The organism is Methylophilus sp. (assembly GCF_008015755.1).
Classification (GTDB): domain Bacteria; phylum Pseudomonadota; class Gammaproteobacteria; order Burkholderiales; family Methylophilaceae; genus Methylophilus.
On sequence record NZ_SSGF01000011.1, the window covers coordinates 42372 to 60617 of the forward strand.

The 18246-nt window shown below is 43.5% G+C and carries 15 protein-coding genes; 3 read left to right on the plus strand and 12 right to left on the minus strand.

Annotated elements, in window-relative coordinates; translation table 11 throughout:
• The first annotated feature begins 12 nt into the window (after nt 1–12).
• Complete coding sequence (dapC, locus tag E6Q52_RS05235) at nt 13–1203, plus strand: succinyldiaminopimelate transaminase (protein ID WP_292819337.1); 1191 nt, start codon at nt 13–15, stop codon at nt 1201–1203.
• Nucleotides 1204–1268: 65 nt separating this feature from the next.
• Here dapC and E6Q52_RS05240 read toward each other — a convergent pair whose 3' ends face one another.
• The 7 genes from E6Q52_RS05240 to E6Q52_RS05270 all read right to left on the minus strand — a co-directional run bounded on the left by E6Q52_RS05240 (nt 1269) and on the right by E6Q52_RS05270 (nt 8534).
• A complete protein-coding gene (locus tag E6Q52_RS05240) occupies nt 1269–1787 on the minus strand; it encodes a PEP-CTERM sorting domain-containing protein (protein WP_292819340.1) in 519 nt (172 codons plus the stop codon).
• A gap of 55 nt (nt 1788–1842) precedes the next feature.
• Entirely contained in the window at nt 1843–2355 is a 513-nt protein-coding gene (locus E6Q52_RS05245) for a PEP-CTERM sorting domain-containing protein (protein ID WP_292819343.1), read from the minus strand.
• Nucleotides 2356–2689: 334 nt separating this feature from the next.
• Nucleotides 2690–4135 carry a phosphomannomutase gene (locus E6Q52_RS05250; RefSeq protein ID WP_292819346.1) on the minus strand — a complete coding sequence of 482 codons (1446 nt, stop codon included), beginning with the start codon at nt 4133–4135 and terminating at the stop codon, nt 2690–2692.
• Entirely contained in the window at nt 4122–5534 is a 1413-nt protein-coding gene (locus E6Q52_RS05255; protein ID WP_292819349.1) for a mannose-1-phosphate guanylyltransferase/mannose-6-phosphate isomerase, read from the minus strand. Before E6Q52_RS05255 ends, E6Q52_RS05250 begins: the two co-directional genes overlap by 14 nt.
• A gap of 33 nt (nt 5535–5567) precedes the next feature.
• Nucleotides 5568–6542, minus strand: a complete 975-nt coding sequence (galE, locus tag E6Q52_RS05260) for a UDP-glucose 4-epimerase GalE (RefSeq protein WP_292819352.1) — start codon at nt 6540–6542, stop codon at nt 5568–5570.
• A gap of 18 nt (nt 6543–6560) precedes the next feature.
• Nucleotides 6561–7727 (minus strand): nucleotide sugar dehydrogenase, encoded by a 1167-nt coding sequence (locus E6Q52_RS05265; protein ID WP_292819355.1) that lies wholly within the window; start codon nt 7725–7727, stop codon nt 6561–6563.
• A 45-nt stretch (nt 7728–7772) separates the two neighbouring features.
• Complete coding sequence (locus E6Q52_RS05270) at nt 7773–8534, minus strand: WecB/TagA/CpsF family glycosyltransferase (protein ID WP_292819358.1); 762 nt, start codon at nt 8532–8534, stop codon at nt 7773–7775.
• A 249-nt stretch (nt 8535–8783) separates the two neighbouring features.
• Between E6Q52_RS05270 and E6Q52_RS05275 the strand changes: the two genes are divergently transcribed.
• Nucleotides 8784–10463 (plus strand): GMC family oxidoreductase, encoded by a 1680-nt coding sequence (locus E6Q52_RS05275; protein WP_292819361.1) that lies wholly within the window; start codon nt 8784–8786, stop codon nt 10461–10463.
• A 13-nt stretch (nt 10464–10476) separates the two neighbouring features.
• On the plus strand, nt 10477–11448 hold the full coding sequence (locus E6Q52_RS05280; protein WP_292819364.1) for an NAD(P)-dependent oxidoreductase: 972 nt from the start codon (nt 10477–10479) through the stop codon (nt 11446–11448).
• Between the two features lie 297 nt (nt 11449–11745).
• On the opposite strand, the gene E6Q52_RS05285 is transcribed toward E6Q52_RS05280, so the two are convergent.
• The 5 genes from E6Q52_RS05285 to E6Q52_RS05305 form a co-directional block, all read right to left on the minus strand.
• Nucleotides 11746–13239, minus strand: coding sequence for a DUF2264 domain-containing protein (locus E6Q52_RS05285; protein ID WP_292819367.1), 1494 nt, complete (start codon nt 13237–13239; stop codon nt 11746–11748).
• A gap of 98 nt (nt 13240–13337) precedes the next feature.
• Entirely contained in the window at nt 13338–14402 is a 1065-nt protein-coding gene (locus E6Q52_RS05290) for an acyltransferase (RefSeq protein WP_292819370.1), read from the minus strand.
• Between the two features lie 56 nt (nt 14403–14458).
• Nucleotides 14459–15562 carry an acyltransferase gene (locus E6Q52_RS05295; RefSeq protein ID WP_292819372.1) on the minus strand — a complete coding sequence of 368 codons (1104 nt, stop codon included), beginning with the start codon at nt 15560–15562 and terminating at the stop codon, nt 14459–14461.
• A gap of 37 nt (nt 15563–15599) precedes the next feature.
• The gene (locus E6Q52_RS05300; protein WP_292819374.1) at nt 15600–16784 is read right to left on the minus strand and encodes a glycosyltransferase family 2 protein; all 1185 of its coding nucleotides are present in this window, start codon (nt 16782–16784) and stop codon (nt 15600–15602) included.
• 45 nt (nt 16785–16829) lie between these two features.
• Nucleotides 16830–18245, minus strand: a complete 1416-nt coding sequence (locus E6Q52_RS05305; protein WP_292819376.1) for an Atrophin-1 multi-domain protein — start codon at nt 18243–18245, stop codon at nt 16830–16832.
• Between the last annotated feature and the right edge of the window lies 1 nt (nt 18246).

The following is an 18246-nucleotide window of genomic DNA, read 5'->3' on the forward strand; positions in this document are numbered from 1 at the left end:
TAATACACACCTATGAATCCAAATTTAAATCTACTCCAGCCTTATCCGTTTCAACGCTTGCGTGACTTGTTTCAGGGCCTGACGCCTAACCCGGCGTTTAACCATGTCAACTTGTCGATTGGTGAACCAAAACATGCGACGCCTGACATCATTCGCGATGCACTGGCAAGCAATCTAGCTGGATTGGCCAGCTATCCTACCACAATCGGCATCCCTGCCCTGCGTGAAGCGATCAATGCGTGGCTGCAACGCCGTTACCAAATACCCGCACTCAATATTGATAAAGCGATTTTACCGGTCAATGGTAGCCGTGAAGCCCTGTTTGCCTTTGCGCAAGCGGTGATAGATACCAGTGTGGCGCGACAACCGGTGGTGATTTCGCCCAACCCGTTTTACCAGATTTACGAAGGCGCTGCTTTTTTGGCTGGTGCTCAGCCCTACTTTATCAACACCACGACAGACAATGACTTTAGTATGGATCTGACGCAGGTACCGGTAGATATTCTCAAGCGCACGCAATTGGTGTTTGTGTGCAGCCCGGGCAACCCTTCTGGCAAAGTCATGGATATTCAGGCTTGGAAAACATTGTTTGAATTATCAGATCAATATGGATTTGTGATCGCATCTGACGAATGTTACTCAGAAATCTATTTTAATGAAAATAACGCACCGGTTGGCGCATTGCAGGCCGCGCATCAACTCGGACGTGATTTTACGCGCATTGTGATGTTCAGCTCGCTTTCCAAACGCTCCAATGTCCCTGGTATGCGCTCTGGCTTTGTCGCAGGAGATGCCGATATCGTCGAAAAATTCGCCTTATACCGTACCTACCATGGGTGCGCCATGAACCCGGCAGTACAGGCCGCCAGCGTCGTGGCCTGGAATGACGAAGCACATGTAAGACAAAATCGTGCCTTATATAGTGAAAAATTCAGCGCAGTCACACCGCTATTGCAGCAAGTCTGGCCACACACGCAATTGCCAGATGCGGCTTTTTATTTATGGATTAATACGCAACAAGACGATACCGTTGTTGCAAGTCAGCTATATCAGGAGCTAAACATTACAGTGTTGCCTGGCTCATTCCTGGCGCGTGAGGCGCATGGCGTCAACCCAGGTAAAGGCTTTATTCGCATGGCGCTGGTAGCTGCGACAGAAGAAACCATAGCCGCTGCGCAAAGAATCAAAGAGCACCTAAAGTAAATCGTGCGTTAATAACAAAAAAGCCGGTTGCAAATGCAAACCGGCTTTTTTATGACAAGCAAAAATTAAGCAAATTTTCTGCGAGCGATCAAACCAATAATACCTAAGCCAACCAGCATTAAAGCATTACTTTCTGGCTCTGGTACTGGTACGGTGGTCTCGTACGCAGTAAAAGTCAATTTATTTGCCAGCGTAACATTAAATGCACCTGGGTTAAATTTGAAAACATAATCATTGCCTGCTGCCAGATCAATAAACGTAAAAGTGGTTGTCGAACCTACTGTCAAAAACGGGATATTATACGATGAAATAAACGAATTTGAAGAATCATACAGACTGAATGTTGAACCAACGCCGATACCAAGCAGCGCTTTAAAATCAACAGTGACTGTAGAGTCAGAACTCAAATCGAATTTGTAAAGGTCTGGTAAAAAGAAAGCGCCAACTTGCAGTAAAGACTGATCAACCACCGGGCCATTGTTCAAATCACCCAAATCAGTAACGTTAGTGGTCGCAAACGCTTGATGTGAAAAACTGATGGCAGAAATTAATGCCATAGATCCTAATACATTAGATACTTTCATACCTTCTCCTAGATTAAAAAATAATTAACAAAAAAACACTAAAACATAAACTAAATCATACAGAACGAGGTTTACGCAATGAGATAAGACCCATGATAGTCAGGCCAAACATCAACATCGAACTCAAGTCAGGCTCCGGTACTGGAGTCGTCAGGTTCGTACTCAAGAAATATTTCCCACCAAAAAAGCCATCAGCGGTGCCCGTAACTCTTAATTGATAAGAGTTACCAGCAGATAGTAGATAAGGACCGGTTAACAAAGTGTTGGACGCGTCGTATAGCCCAAATGTCAACGTTTCCTCAGCGAGGTGGTAGCCGGGCTCATTATAAGCAGTCGCTTGAAATGTGAATGGAAGTGTAAAGGTGATATCTGGATCAATATAGAGATCATAAATATCAGTAAAGTTAAAAGGCTCAGACGGCTCAGAAACACCAGCATCACGCTTGACCACTGCCAATACAGGAGTTTCACCATAACTTAAAGTGACGTTAGTAGCTTGTGCATAACCGCTAAAAACAAATGCAGCAGCCGTGACAATTGATAATTTTTTTAACCAATGCATAAACATGGTATTTCTCCTCGGTACAGTTAGGTATCAGCCATCTTATTATGACGTTGGGCTTTGTTATATAGCCCATATTGGCCAATCACTTTTTAATCTTAGTAAGCAAAAAGCAGACCAAAATTTTAAAAGCAAATAAGACTATGATTTCATTTGATTTTTTATGCGATAAACATTAAGACAGCGTGGTGATTTGTTTACTATGCACCACTTTTTAGAACCAGATGTTTGCAATGCACCATTTTAATGCGCGTATTTTACAGCATCTTTGCAAAAGGTAACAAAGGAATTAGTCAGAAATATGACAAAAATGTCGATATTGCTGATTAATCAAGCGCATTTAAAGATACGCAAGTTGCTTTAATACCTTGTTAACCAATGCTTGAGATAGAGTGGCTGAGTCACTTTCAACATAACAACGTAACTCCGGCGCATTTCCGGATGGGCGTAAATGAATAATGTGACCTGAAATGCACGTCACTCTGAGACCATCTGTTGTATCAACATCCCTAACCGTCTCATCTAGATTCAGAGCCTGTAGCATTGTCTGCGCTGAACTAGACCAGCTTTCAATCAACGCCTTACTTTTTTTCGTTGCAAAATTTTGCAAGCGATCACTGGCGGTATACCGTTGTGGTAAGACGGCCACCAAAGCTGAAAGTGGTTGATTTTGGCGTTTGGCTTGTGCTAACAAGCAGACCACAGGCAATACCGCATCGCGGGTCGGCAGTGGTGCCAATGTTGGGTAGGCCGGAACGCTTGATCCTAACAAGAAGCCACCGTTAGCTTCAAAACCAGCCACGCTGCTGGCGCCGTTTTTTTGCAACGTTTCCATGCCAGCAATCACATAAGGCGAGCCAATGCGTGTACGCATAACGTGCTTAAATGCACCACTGGCCTCGATCGCGGTATTACAACTAACAGGCACCGCCAAATGCGTGATGTTAAGTGCTTGTGCAGTCAGCAGGCCAACAATATCCCCACGTAGCCACTGGCCTTTTTCATCGCTCATCAAGGGCCGATCACCATCACCATCGGTTGAGATGATCGCATCTACTTGATACTCGCTGGCCCAGTCTAAGCCCTTTTGCATATCCTCTGCAGACACAGCCTCGGTATCAATCGGAACAAACGTATCCGAGCGTGCCAGGCAAATGACTTCTGCACCTAGCTCGGTGAATAATTGCGGCAACAAATCACGGCCAACGCTGGAGTGTTGATACACTGCCAGCTTCTGGCCTGCGAGTGCGCCCTCGCCCAGCAGGTCTTTATAGCGCTGCATATACGCATTTCTGGGCGCAGAATTTTCCGCAGGCAACGCTGACGATACCCCGGCAAATGCCTGCAACTCAGCGGCCAGCATCGCACTTTCGTCAGCCTTGCTGATCTCACCATCAGGCCGGTAGAACTTGAGGCCGTTGCGGTCAAACGGGATATGGCTGCCAGTGACCATGATGCCGGGTATCTGGCTGGTTTGTGCAAACAACGCCAGCGCTGGGGTTGGAATCGCCCCACAAAAAATCACCTCTAGGCCCAATTGTTTAAGCATGTTGGCACAAGCGTTAGCAATCTTGGGGCTACTAGGACGCAAGTCAATCGCAACGGCCACCTGCTTAAAGTTAAAAGACTGCTTGAGTGTCTGGATAAACGCTTGCGTGTACGCGGCACACACGTCATCGGTCATCGCGGTGACCAATCCCCTGGCACCACTGGTGCCAAAACCCACGCCACTTTGCTGCATCACGTCTTGTAACATATTGGCATTGTGCATCTTAGTTGCGGCCATAGGTGTCTTCGTAACGGACAATATCATCCTCACCCAGATAGCTGCCAGATTGCACTTCAATTAAATGCAAAGGCAATTTACCTGGATTTTCCAGGCGATGCGTTGAACCGATCGGGATATAAGTCGATTCATTTTCAGTAAATAGTTTGGTCTCACCATCGACGGTAATCATGGCCGACCCACTGACCACCACCCAATGTTCAGCGCGGTGATGATGCATTTGTAGTGACAGTTTTTCACCAGGTTTCACCATAATGCGCTTGACCTGAAAGCGTTCGCCGACATCGATACCTTCATACCAGCCCCATGGGCGATAGACGCGCGGATGCACTTGATGCTCGGTACGGCCGCTCGCTTTGAGGTGGTCCACAATGTTTTTTACATCCTGCGCATAGTCTCGATGCGCGACCAGCACCGCATCCCCGGTTTCTACAATCAGTAAATCTTCCACACCCACTGCGGCGACAAATCGGTGCTCGGCACGGATCAGCGTGTTTTTAACATTTTTCAAAAACACATCACCACGCGCAGCATTGCCTGCCTCATCATTTGGCTGCACGTCTTTTAATGCCGTCCATGAGCCGACATCATTCCAGCCCATACTTGCCGGGACAACCGCGGCAAGCTTGGTTTTTTCCATGACTGCATAGTCGATCGAGTCCGAAGGCGACTCGGCAAATGAAGCCTCATGCAGCCGTACAAAATCGAGATCTTTATAGCTTTGCTCAACCGCTTTAGTGACAGCATTCACCATGGCTGGCGCATATTGTTGCAACTCGGCCAGGAATAGCGCTGGTTTAAACAGAAACATCCCGCTATTCCAGTTGAAGTTACCGGCGTCCAGGTATTGTTGAGCGGTAACTGCATCTGGCTTTTCTACAAAACGCGCGACTTCAAAGCAACCATCCGCAGCGCTAAGGGGGCTGCCAGATTGAATATAACCATAACCAGTCTCTGGGTGGGTTGGCTTGATCCCAAAAGTCACCAGTTTGCCCTGCTCTGCTGCGACACTGGCGCGTCGTACCGCAGCCTCAAAGGCCGCGACATCGCTAATCACATGGTCAGCCGGCAACACCAGCATTAATACATTTTTGTCTTTTAAAGCAATCGCTGCGGCAGCAATGGCTGGCGCCGTGTTACGTGCCACTGGCTCCAGCACAATCGCCTCAGGGTTAAGGCCAACCAGGCGCAACTGTTCTGCGACGAGAAAGCGATGGTCATTGCCACATACCACAATAGGCGCTTCAACATCTGCCCAGCTAGAAAGTCTGAGCAAGGTTTCCTGCAGCATGGTGTTTTCAGTGACCAGGGGCAACAACTGTTTGGGCAACACTGCGCGTGACAGTGGCCATAAGCGTGTACCAGAACCACCAGATAGAATCACTGGAACAATTTTCATCTTTATCAACCTTGTGCTTATATTTTGAATTCGTTAATTTAGCTGTTTGAGTTCCCACTGCCAGGCATGTGAGACGATGGTATCCAGAGCCGTGTATGTCGGTTGCCAAGCCAGTGTGCTTCTAGCACGCTTGGCATCAGCCACCAATCTCGCTGGGTCGCCTTCCCGTCTGGGGCCGTTAATTACGGTGACTTGCTTGCCTGACACTTTTTGTACGGCATCAATGACTTCCTGCACAGAAAAACCGGAGCCATTGCCAAGATTAAAGCAGTCGCTGCTCCCGCCTTTGGTTAAATACTCCAAAGCCGCCAAGTGTGCAGAACATAAATCCACAATATGAATATAGTCGCGAATACAAGTCCCATCGGGCGTATCGTAATCACGGCCAAATACCTGGATACTTTCGCGTCTGCCTGAGGCAGCTTGCAAAATCAGGGGGATTAAATGTGTCTCTGGATCATGGCGCTCACCCAATTGCCCTTCAGGGTCAGCCCCAGCTGCATTAAAGTAACGCAAGCAGACTGAGCGCAAATCGAACGCTTTACTATAATCAGCCAGCACCTGCTCAATCATCCATTTGGATCGACCATAAGGGTTCAGTGGCCGGTTGGGGTGCGCTTCATCAATCGGCACATAGTCAGGCTCGCCAAACACCGCCGCGGTCGATGAAAATATAAACTTTTTCACATCATACTTGAGCATCACATCGAGCAGATTGAGCGTATTGGTGACATTGTTCCGGTAGTAGATATCCGGCTTGCGTACCGACTCACCCACCTGAATATAAGAAGCAAAATGCATCACTGCCTCAGGCTGATGCTGTTCAAATACCTGATTCAGACACTCGGGATCAGCCAAATCGCCTTTAACAAAGGCGCCACCCAGCACCGCATCGCGGTGACCGCTAGATAAATTATCCAGCGTAATCACCTCATGGCCTGCACCCAGCAACATTTTTACCATGTGTGAGCCAATATACCCTGCCCCACCTACAACCAACACTCGCATAGCGTCTTCCAGAAAAGATTAATCGCTGCCGAACAAGTCCCGTGTATAGACTTTGTCTACCACATCAGCCAACTCTTTGGCTTGTCTGTTGGCAATAATAACATCTGACATTTGTTTGAACTGATTGAGATCTTTAACCACTTTAGAGTTAAAAAACTCAGCTTCCTCCAGCACTGGCTCATACACCACCACTTCGATGCCCTTCCCTTTGATCCGCTTCATAATTCCCTGGATAGAGGATGCTCTGAAGTTATCTGACCCTGCCTTCATGATCAAACGATAAATACCTACGACCTTGGGTTTCTTTCTGATGATGCTATCTGCAACAAAGTCTTTACGGGTGGTATTGGCATCAACGATCGCATTAATCAGGTTTTGCGGCACTTGTGAGTAGTTGGCCAGCAACTGCTTGGTATCTTTAGGCAAACAGTAACCGCCGTAACCAAATGATGGATTGTTGTAATGATTGCCAATCCGTGGATCCATACAGACGCCTTCAATGATCTGACGCGTATTGAGGCCATGCGTCTCGGCGTAAGTGTCCAGCTCGTTAAAGTAAGCCACGCGCATGGCAAGATACGTGTTTGCAAACAGCTTGATTGCTTCAGCCTCAGAGCTATTAGTCAATAAAATAGCAGCATCTGGCTTCAGGCAGTTCTCTTTGAGCAGATTAGCAAATTTTTGCGCGCGCTCTGACACCTCGCCCACCACAATGCGTGATGGATACAGGTTATCGTAAAGGGCTTTGCCCTCACGCAAAAACTCAGGCGAGAACATCAGATTTTTGCAATTGAGTTCGGCGCGGATTTTTTCTGTGTAACCAACAGGAATAGTTGATTTAATGACCATCACCGCATCAGGGTTGATAGCCATCACATCTTTAATCACGGCTTCAACAGATTTCGTGTTGAAGTAATTGGTTTCAGCGTCGTAGTCAGTCGGTGTTGCAATCACGACAAACTCAGCATTTTGATACGCCTCATTTTTGTCAGTGGTCGCTTTAAAATTCAACTGTTTATTGGCTAAAAAATCTTCGATTTCGTGGTCAACAATCGGTGATTTTTTCTGATTGAGCAGTGCCACTTTTTCCGGCACGATATCTAGCGCGACCACTTCATTTTTTTGAGCCAATAATACGGCCAATGACAATCCGACATATCCAGTACCAGCAATTGCAATCTTCACAGGGGCTCCTTCATATTTCTAAACTAAAATCTGTTGTGACGCCGATTACTTTTTCAACCACTCGCGAATAAACAGCTTGGGGAAAGTTACAGCACCGACTAAATATCTTTTTACCAGCCGCTTGGGCTCTGAGCACATTCTGTGCAACCACTCCAGACCAAACTTGCGCATCCACATCGGCGCCCTTGGTTTGTTGCCAGCTAAAAAATCAATGGTTGCGCCCACACACAATGCAACTTTAACGGGCAGTTTATCTGCATATTTATCGACCCAAATTTCCTGCTTGGGAGCACCCAGGCCTATCACCAGCAAATCCGCTTTTGCATCTGCAACTGATTGGCAAATGCGATCACAGTAAGCACTGTCTTTTTCAAACCCAAAATCTGGGCTTAAAATCCCCACCACCTCTACCATCGGCCACTGCGCTTTAATGTTCGCTGCAGCGACCTCGCCAACGCCAGGCATGGCACCTAGCAAGTACACTCTTAAAGGCAGATTTTTTTGCTGAAAACGCGTGAAAATATTGGGAACCAAATCACTTCCAGGCACGGTTTCAGGCAAGGCTTTCCCTAAAAGCCGGGAGGCTAATACAACTGGTTTCCCATCTGCCACTACCATAGACGCATGATCATAGGCTTGTTTAAAAACAGCATTTTTTTCGAGTTGTACGACATGATCAACATTAGGGGTGACGACATATTTACAGTCATTGCCACCATATTGCAGCCATTCCTGTAACACATCAATTGCGCCATTCATTGAGAACTTGTGAATGGTGATTCCAAACATTTCTATGGTATTTGACATAAACAGCCTGAGACTCAACACGGTTAATTATGTTTGTGAACAATTACGTAGGATTACGTAAAAATTTATGATTATTTTTTCAGTTGCAAGTGAATAAAAAAAGAACCTGTGTGATATGGTATAACCCATTAGGATTATGCGATATAAGACATTTAACCTATTCCGAAAGCAGCGTCACTGCTTACACCTCATCTACAGTTTCAATAATAACGCTTATTTGTGAATTTTTTTAAGTGATTTAACAAAAATATGATTAGCAATTTAAATAACCTGCCTTCCGGTTCAACGATTGAAGCTGATGTCTGTATTGTTGGGGCAGGTGCAGCTGGAGTATCGCTCGCATTATCTCTCTCAGGACGCGGTTTAAAAATCTTGTTGCTTGAATCCGGGTTTGAATTTGCAGATGATAAAACCCAAGATTTGTATGCAGGCGAAGTGGCCGACGAAAAATTACATAGTCCGCCAGACAAATATCGCCAACGACGGTTTGGTGGGTCAACCACCATCTGGGGTGGCCGCTGTATGCCTTTTGACCCGATTGATTTCGAGCCGCGTGAGTATATCCCGCAGAGTGGTTGGCCGATTAGCTATCAAGATCTTGCGCCCTACTACCAACAAGCCAATAAGCTGCTAGAGGCTGGGGTTTATGAGTACGACGCGGACAAAGTATTTGATGAAGAGCAGCAGGCAGCCATTAAAGGCTTTAAAAGTGACATCCTCAAAACCAACAATTTAGAGCGCTTTTCGTGTCCCACCAATGTGGGGGACCGTTACAAGCAACGGTTGGTATTAGCAAAAGATGTTGAGGTGTTGCTGGGCGCCAATTGCACAGGTATTCGCCTCAACCAGGCTGGCAATCATGTCAATCAATTGGATATTGCCAGTCTTGAAGGTATTAAAGCCTCCGTAGTCGCTAAAAAAGTGATCTTGGCAACTGGCGGCATTGAAACAACGCGGCTGCTATTAGCCTCTAATGATATATGTAAAAATGGCATCGGTAACGAACATGATTTAGTCGGCCGCTATTACCAGTGTCACATTGCAGGGAACCTAGGCAAGTTGACCGTGTTGGGCGCAACCAGTAATGTACGCCACGGTTATGAAGTTTCCCTTGAGGGCATCTATTGTCGTCGCCGCTTTGCATTGACTGCTGACACACAGAAAAAAATTGGTGCTGGCAACATGGTCGCCAGACTGCATTTCCCTAAAATTGTGGATCCCTCACACAAGATTGGTGTGTTGTCGGGGTTGTTTCTGGCTAAAAACTTTATCAGTTATGAGTACGGTAAACGTCTGAAAGACGGCCGATCCAGCTTCGTTATTTATTTAAAGCACTTTGCTAATATTATCCTTGATCCCATTGATACAGTTAAGTTTTTGTATCACTGGATTACCAAGCGGACCTTGGCGAAACGTAAGTTTCCTTCAGTGATTTTAAGCAATAAAAGCAATCAGTTCACCTTTGAAATTCATAGTGAACAATATCCTAATCCTAACAGCAGGATTACACTCATCAGCGACACAGACATCTTCGGCATGCCTAAAGTGAAGGTTGACTGGCAATACCTGTCCGAAGACATTGAATCAGTAAGGCGCTCGCTCAAGGTGTTTGTGCAAGAAATTAACCAGAGCGGCTTGGCCACCTTTGAATTCAATGATGACCAGCTCGAAGAAGATTTAACCCGCTTTGGTGCCTATGGTGGACACCATATTGGCACCACCAGAATGGGCACAAGCCCTGAAAACTCCGTTGTGGATGCAGACTGCAAACTCCACAATATTGATAACTTATATATCGCCAGTGCATCTGTGTTTCCAACCAGCAGTCAGGCCAACCCTACCCTGACCATTGTCGCCATGAGCTTGCGCCTGGCAGACCATATTGCAGACACCGTACACGCTGGCAAAGCATCGCATTCAATCATCTAGTTAGGAAGCACGCATGAAAGTTTTAATCCTTGGTGCCACTGGTCACGTAGGCAGTCGCCTGCATACACATTTACAACATGCTAATATTTCATCGATTGCTGCATCCAGAGGCAGAATGCGTAGCAATGTTGCCAATCATATCATTCTCGACAGTATGAACCTGGCAGAGCTGACCAAGCAATTGCAAAACGTTGACGCAGTGGTCAATTGCGTCGCTGGTAGCAAAGACGCCATCGGGGCGGGCGCTCAAATTCTCACGCAAGCCGCCTTGGCGGTAGGTAAGCCAACCATTGTCCATTTAAGTACCATGTCTGTTTACGGGGCTAGCGAGGGCGTGATCACAGAAACATCCCCTTTTGACCCTGATTACAACTGGTATGCCGCCGCCAAATGTGAGGCTGAAGGCCATATGCAGGCCTATGCACGAGCAGGCGGTAAAGTAGTTGTTTTACGGCCAGGCTGCATCCATGGCCCAGGCAGTGTGCAGTGGGTAGAGCGCATCGCCAACTTGCTTAAAACTTTCAGATTAGGCGACTTAGGCAGTGCCGGTGACGGCTGGAGTAATTTGGTGCATGTCGATGATGTAGTCAAAGCCATTCACTTTGGACTTGAGATACCATTAGCTGCTGGTGAAATTCAGCATTTCAATTTAGCCGCTCCAGACAGCCCGAGATGGAACCAGTATTTTATTGACCTGGCACAGGCGATTGATGCAACCCCAGTCAAGCGTATTCATCCTTTACAACTCAAGCTGGATTCAAAAGCTTTTAGCCCGGCGATTAAAATCTCTCAAAAGCTACTTGCTAAAGCAAAGCAAGCCGGTTTAGCCAACCGCCTACCAGAACCACTACCACCCTCTCTAGTCAGGCTATTTAAGCAACACATTTTTCTGGATGCACAAAAAGCCTCTGCCAATCTTTCATTCATGACATATGAACAAAGCCTGTTAAGCTCTATTGAATGGTTGAAAAATGAGCAACACTAATTATATGCTTTGCATATCTTGAGTTTGGCAAACTTCATTCTTTTTTATTATTATCATGTGGATTATTTTTAATCAGCTAAAAGCCACTGCAGTCTAGGGCAAGTTCGATCTCTTTTTGTTTGCAAATATGGCGATAGCCATTTTAAAAAATGACTTTCCTGGTACATTCAAAAGCTACTATTAAGAATAGTAGCAGTTTTGATTGTTAGCATGAGCAATTGCTAGATTGAGCAACAAACGAGAGAATATTCGAATTAAAACTGATAGACACTATTCAAATGTAGTTGTTTAAACTCATCACAAACAATCGACTGATTTTTGACTGCACTTTCTCAGGTAATTGTTATCTGTGGTGTAGATATACTGATGATATCTAATCTCATCGTTGTCTGGGCGGTGTATACGCAACCCAATGAAATCTTTTAGGCGATCTTTAAAAGAGTAATCTTTAATCTCTATAACTGAGTCTGGATCATTTTTAGTAAGTGTAATAGTTATTTTTTTTGTAGCCTCATCACCACTAATTTGCCATCCCAGTGATGGCTTGTCGATGCGAAAGTCAGTAATTTCTATCGGCAGTTTTTGGCCTGCATTCACCCAAAAACTCGATGAAGATGAATGTAAGTTCGCGAGAACAAGAGATCTCAAGCTCCAATGACAACTACCTGGCCCACTGTAAATATCCAGGAACCGTTTGTCGTTATTATAAAAGCCTTGGGTAATTGTTCCGTCTATCAATACCTTGTGTGAAACAAAGTGATCAAGAACTAAAAAGAAGCCATGTTTTGCCTTCGCTTGTACCTCTGGATTATTCGTAATTAATGAGTTTGCTAACAATGGTGCTGGCACTGCCATTCTGTAACATACAGAGCGCCCCATCATTGGAATACCTACCGGACTAATCAAATGCTCTGTTAAATTAGCTGAGTCGTTGATAGCTTTTGTGATAAATACCTTATCAAAACTATCGTTCACGTAATGAATCCAAAACAAATCATAGGTAATCCCCCATGTGTTGTAAAAATCTACACCGTGAGGCGCATCGAAAAACCAACCATCTGAAAGATAAAACTTCTTAAATATGAAGTAGTTTTTCATAGGATCTACAGTAATCACAACATTCATCTTACTGAGGATAGTGTTTACTACAACTGGAAACAGTAGCCAATTATTCTGAGGAAGTTTTACGTGATTTACTTGCAGTAGATACTGGGAAACTTGATCTTTTTCCTGACTAGAAAAAGTGTCCCAGATCAATGGCTTTGTGAGCCATAATATTCTTGCAATGTCTGCTGATTCAACAACACGCTGATCATAATCTTCAATGCTACCCCAATAATCCTTTGAGTCTGCTTCTGTGCCATTGAGTATCCCATTTTTTAGACAGTTAATAATTTTTAAGTCGTTATCATTTAATGTGTTATCTCTTAATTTTGAGAATACTTCGGACGCAATAAGAACACCTGTTCTAGAGAAACCCTCCATACCTGAAACACGAAAACCCCAGATACTTCCATATCCTGGGTAGTTAACATAACTGCATGATTTAGTTTGGTGTTTGACAAATCCTGCTCGAAAATATGAATTTAGTATAGAGAGCCTATTAATTGATTCGCTCTTGGCATTCATATACGAGTTAGTCGTGTTTTCATCTGCCTGAGACTGTTCCTCAATTGGTGATTTGTACAGGCTTATGTCAGAGTTTATGTATCGGATGACCAATAAAAACAATCCCATCAAAATTAGGATAATCATGATGTTTATAACTTTTTTTAATCTCAATGGGATCATTTTTATACTTCTTTAAACAACACTCGATTAATCACGGTAAAAAATAAGTTTTTAATTACTTAGCCAATCATGTACTAATTCGACTACTAATAAATGAATCAGACGTTAGAACCGTATTTTCTTCTTAAATCAATCGTAGGGCGCTCAATTACATAATAAGAAATTAAAGTAGTGACGAGTGTTAAACCCCAGAACCCCAATTGCCATACAAGAGAGAACTTATTTACACCAGCTATGTATGAAATAACAGTCATAGAGAACCAATGCTGTAAATACAAAGAGTAGCTGAGTTTCCCAATAAAGGTGAGTGTACTCAGCCCTAAAAAGCGTCTAATAGCTGCAAAGAGAGTCGCCTGATTGAATAAAATATTCAATAATATTAAAAAAAGACCAACATTTTGCAGGCTATATCTGAATGTCTCCCTAAAAAAAGGATCTCTAAATAATAGAGATAACAAAATAACGGCCAATCCAATTATAAAATAACCTAATTTAATCAGATGCTTCTCAACCCACTCTTTATTTGTTGGCTTATGAATTAGGTAAGCCATGAAACATCCGAATGCAATTGAGTCAATTCTAGCCTCCGTAGCTGAGTAGGTGTAACCTCCCTCATGAAGCATATCTGGGAAAATTAATGCGTATCCCAACCTAATTACAAGTGGTAGCACTAAAAACGCAACAATGATCTGATAATAACGATTTGAACGATAAGTGAAGGCTAGAAGCGGTGCAAAGAGAATATAAAAGTGTTCCTCGATAGCAAGGCTCCATAAAATATTAAATGGTGAAAGCAAACCATCTACATTAGTGAAATGTATAAAAATTTTATAGTAGTTAGCACCATAAAATAAGGCAGCAAAAATTTCTGAAATTTTTATTGAGTGATTAATATAAAAAATTAAAAGGCTTGAAATGACTATAAAATATATTGCTGGTGGTAATAGTCGCCAAAAACGTCGTATGTAGAATTTTTTTAAGTCGATGTGCTTGTACTTTTCAGCTTCAGCAATTAACAGTGATGTAATTAAGTAACCACTAATAAAAAAGAAAATCGTCACTCCAAAACCACCCGGAACAATATGCCCAAATCCAGCATGTGAAATCATGACAAGTAATATGGATAGAGCCCGGATACCATCTAGTTCTGGTGTGTATTTCATAAAGTGATTTCTAATTTCTTGGTAAGTTAAATTTTAAGCAGCATAGACTAAGTAACTTACACTTTGACAAGTTTGCGTGATTTTTCTCTGAACGGGCTCTCTATCAGCTTATAAGTGATGAAACCAATGAGTAAACAAGCAGCCAAAAAACCAATTGTGAGAAGAAGAGCTAATGGAAATTCGAATTGTGGGATAGATAATCCTTCAACAATCATTTCAGGGCGGTGAAACAATACCCGAATCACTTGCTGGTAAAACCACAATACCAGGCCATGCGACATATACAAAGAGAATGAGATTGTTCCCAACCACACCAAGGCCGGATGTGATAAAAAATGCTTCCAAAAATGATCTCGTGAAAGCAATATTGCGCTGATCAGCAGGCAGGTTAAAGGGTAAATCATTACTTTTAGTGCCTTCGCATCATGCCCAAACACCATGAACGCTCCGATCAATAAGAAGCAGGCGGGTATCCAATACGGACTTAATATCATTGAATCCTTAGCTTTACTGATACCCAGTGCCAACATACAGCCTATGAAAAAACCAGCGATACATCTAAGCATAAAATCATGATGCTCCGGCTGATAGATGAATAGTATCAATGCCGCAGATAGGCCTAATGCAGCAAAAATATAATTTTTGAATTTTGCAAAGTTGAGCACAATCAACCCAAAAATTAGGTAGGTATAAAACTCAGCGCTTATAGACCAGGCCGGGCTATTAAAGGTTATTGCCTGTTCATTAGGCCAAAAGGCTTTAATCATAAAGACATCGCGCATAAATGCAGCGAGGTTATTTTGCTCGAAGGGTTGCTTACTCAGGCTGGCAATTCCAAAATGATGCTGCAGCACATATTTCAATATCTCAATACCAAGAAACAATATCAAGAATAAAAGGTGAACTGGATACAGCCGCCCAAATCTTAAAAACTGAAACTTTGCCAGCTCATAAAACGAGTTGATTCTATTGGCATAAGCGGTGTAAATGACAAAACCTGACAATACAAAAAACAAATCAACCATCATAAACCCACTACGAATAATTGATATGTTATGGATCATCGGGTTCCATGCTGGCACATGGTAAAGAACGACCAGTAAAGCAGCAATCCCGCGCAAGCTTTCTAACTGATCAATTTTTTTTATAGATTTATTCATTGATAACTTTTTGAATTAAACAAAAATCGAGACTGAACTAGTCCCTTTTTGATTTAACCCACTCTATTTGACGGTTAACGAAAAATTTGGCGTAAAGCTGAATTTTACTCAGTGCATATACGGGGGCGTATGTTAACAGCTCAAAGAAAGGCAAGATTTTTCTGCCATGCTTGAACCAGGAAATCATGACAAACAAAGCTAAAAGTAAAAACTGAATCACGCCATAGCCCCAAGGTAAATATGTCCCTGAAGCAAAAATAAGCCCTGCTGAAACAATCGCAAAAAAACCACTCAAAAGGAATAACAAAGCCACTGGCGGTACGCACAGATCTAGAGCCATGGAGATCATCTCAACATTACCTGTGCGCAAACCTTTAAATAGCAATGGCAAGCCTTCTTGAACGATCATGCCGATGTGACCATGCTCCCATCTTTTTCGTTGCGATGCAGCCCCTTCATCATTCATAGGGAACTCGCTCGTAACGTAGGCTTCTGGACAAAACTTAGGTGCTACATGCTGCACCGTTAAGTCTATCCCTAACTTCATATCCTCAACGATGTAACCTTTAGCCAGATTTGCACTTTTGACATGTTCCCATGGAAAAGCCATACCAGAACCCATTAATTGCATGGGCATGCCCAAACGATGAAAACCCAATGGTCGAGTCCAGCTCTTAACGACATAGGCAAATTCGGCCAACTTGGTTTTGACTGGTGAATTGGGTTTAGCTTGAATCAGATATAGTGCTTGCACTGAGCGCTTGCCGTTAACAACCGCCTGCACCAGAGCATTAATAGTATCAGGATAGACTAAACAATCCGCATCAAACACAATCATGACTTCTGGTGGATTATTGCGTAAATACTGAATGCCGAAATCTAATGCATAGCCTTTACCACGCAAGGTATCATGCGCTCTTTCAATAACTTCAGCCCCAAGGTCGCGAGCGATCTCTGCTGTGTTATCACTGCAATTGTCCGCAATAACAACAATTCTGGTGTTTGGAGTAGCTGCTTTTTTGATTGAGGCTAGAGTATCGCTTATACCAGCAGATTCGTTGTGCGCGGGAATCAGCAATGCGACTGATGCTGATTGTGCCTCGACCTTTTGATTGCGATAACCCGGAAGAACAGCCACCAAAATCTGCAAACAAAAGGTGAGTACGGGTATTGCCAATATAGCAAGCAAAACCAAAAAAAGTATTTCAGCAACAATCAGCATACAGTCAATTTCAATAAGATTAATTAGGCCCAAGGGCGAGAAATATTAATTCACACGTACCAATGTTCCGCTCACCTTAGAACTCACCCCAACCCCACTGGTAACGACGACATTAGAAATAACATCGTCTGCAGGCCACACAAACGTCTTAGATTGGCCATCAGAAAGGTCGTAAGTGTCTACCCTCGTACTATACTGTTTATTTTTGATAATCAATCTGAGTTTACCACCGCCAGTCGTGATTGCAGTCAGTTTGTATTTATCACCAGCCTTGGGCTTAGCCCATGTAACCTTGCTAAGCGAACGACCTGAAGGATTTGATTGAACAATATTCGTCGTGGTTGGACCGAAAACAACAGCCTGTTTCCAAGTATCAAATTTACCGGCAGATGGATCATTTGGTACACACGCTGCTCTTTGATAAACACACCAAGGCCCTCTTAAGGACAGAATATTTAAATTCTTTTCTGGGGTAAAAGGATTGCCGGATGCATCTACCCATGCTTTTGTTGAGGTGACCATACGCAACGATTGTCGAATTAGATGCAATTCATTCGCTGCTTTATAGTTATAACCATTCTTGTGTAGATTAAGACCTGAGCCATTTTCAACATAGATAATGAAAGGAGTACCGTCATTAGTATCAACGATATAAGCGCCATAAACCTTCAGTGTATTCACAATTTTAATAAGTTCTGGAGTCTTAATTTTTGAAACATCAAAGCTTTCTGGCAACATTACTAATGCGCCCTCTGGAATTTGACCTGTATTTTTGGCGCTGTATTGATCGGCGGATGTGGCTGGAAAAACATACGCAGGATCAGCTCCTGCACCGTTCAAAGCGAGAGACATTGCAAGTGCATGCGGATAAATGGGATCATTACTTGCAAACTCATTTTTGCGTATGATACCTGCACAAGCTCCAATACCAACCGCTCTAGCACCCTGGTAATAATGTGCTGGATCTGCCCAGCCAGTTCCGTCAATCGGTGACCATGCATAAAGGTTTGCAGTCCATTCACCATTTGTGTTTTTTAATTTCCAAAACGAATGAATCACTCCGCTTGCAACATCGTAGATGTCCGCATGCCCATCTCCACCCGATGCTGGAACCAAATCAGCAGGCCAATGCGCAATCTCAATTTTGGGCTGATTTGTCTCAGCATCAGCATCATAAACACCTTTTTGACCAGGATTTGGTTTAACTACAACTGGTCCGCTTGTTTCGTCAGCAAAAAAACATCCAGAGGAAAGTATCCCCTCGTGAATATTAGGGTTATATTTTGACGTTGGAATTACGAAGTCTGAAAAACTTGGGGAAACTGGCCTACTTTTCCATAACGAATTTACAGCAAATGGCTTGATATAACGTTCAGCATCTCCTGCATTTACATTTGAATTAAAAGCAATTAAAGCAAGCCAAGGCAACGCAATAAAACTAATTTTATTAAAGGCTTTCATC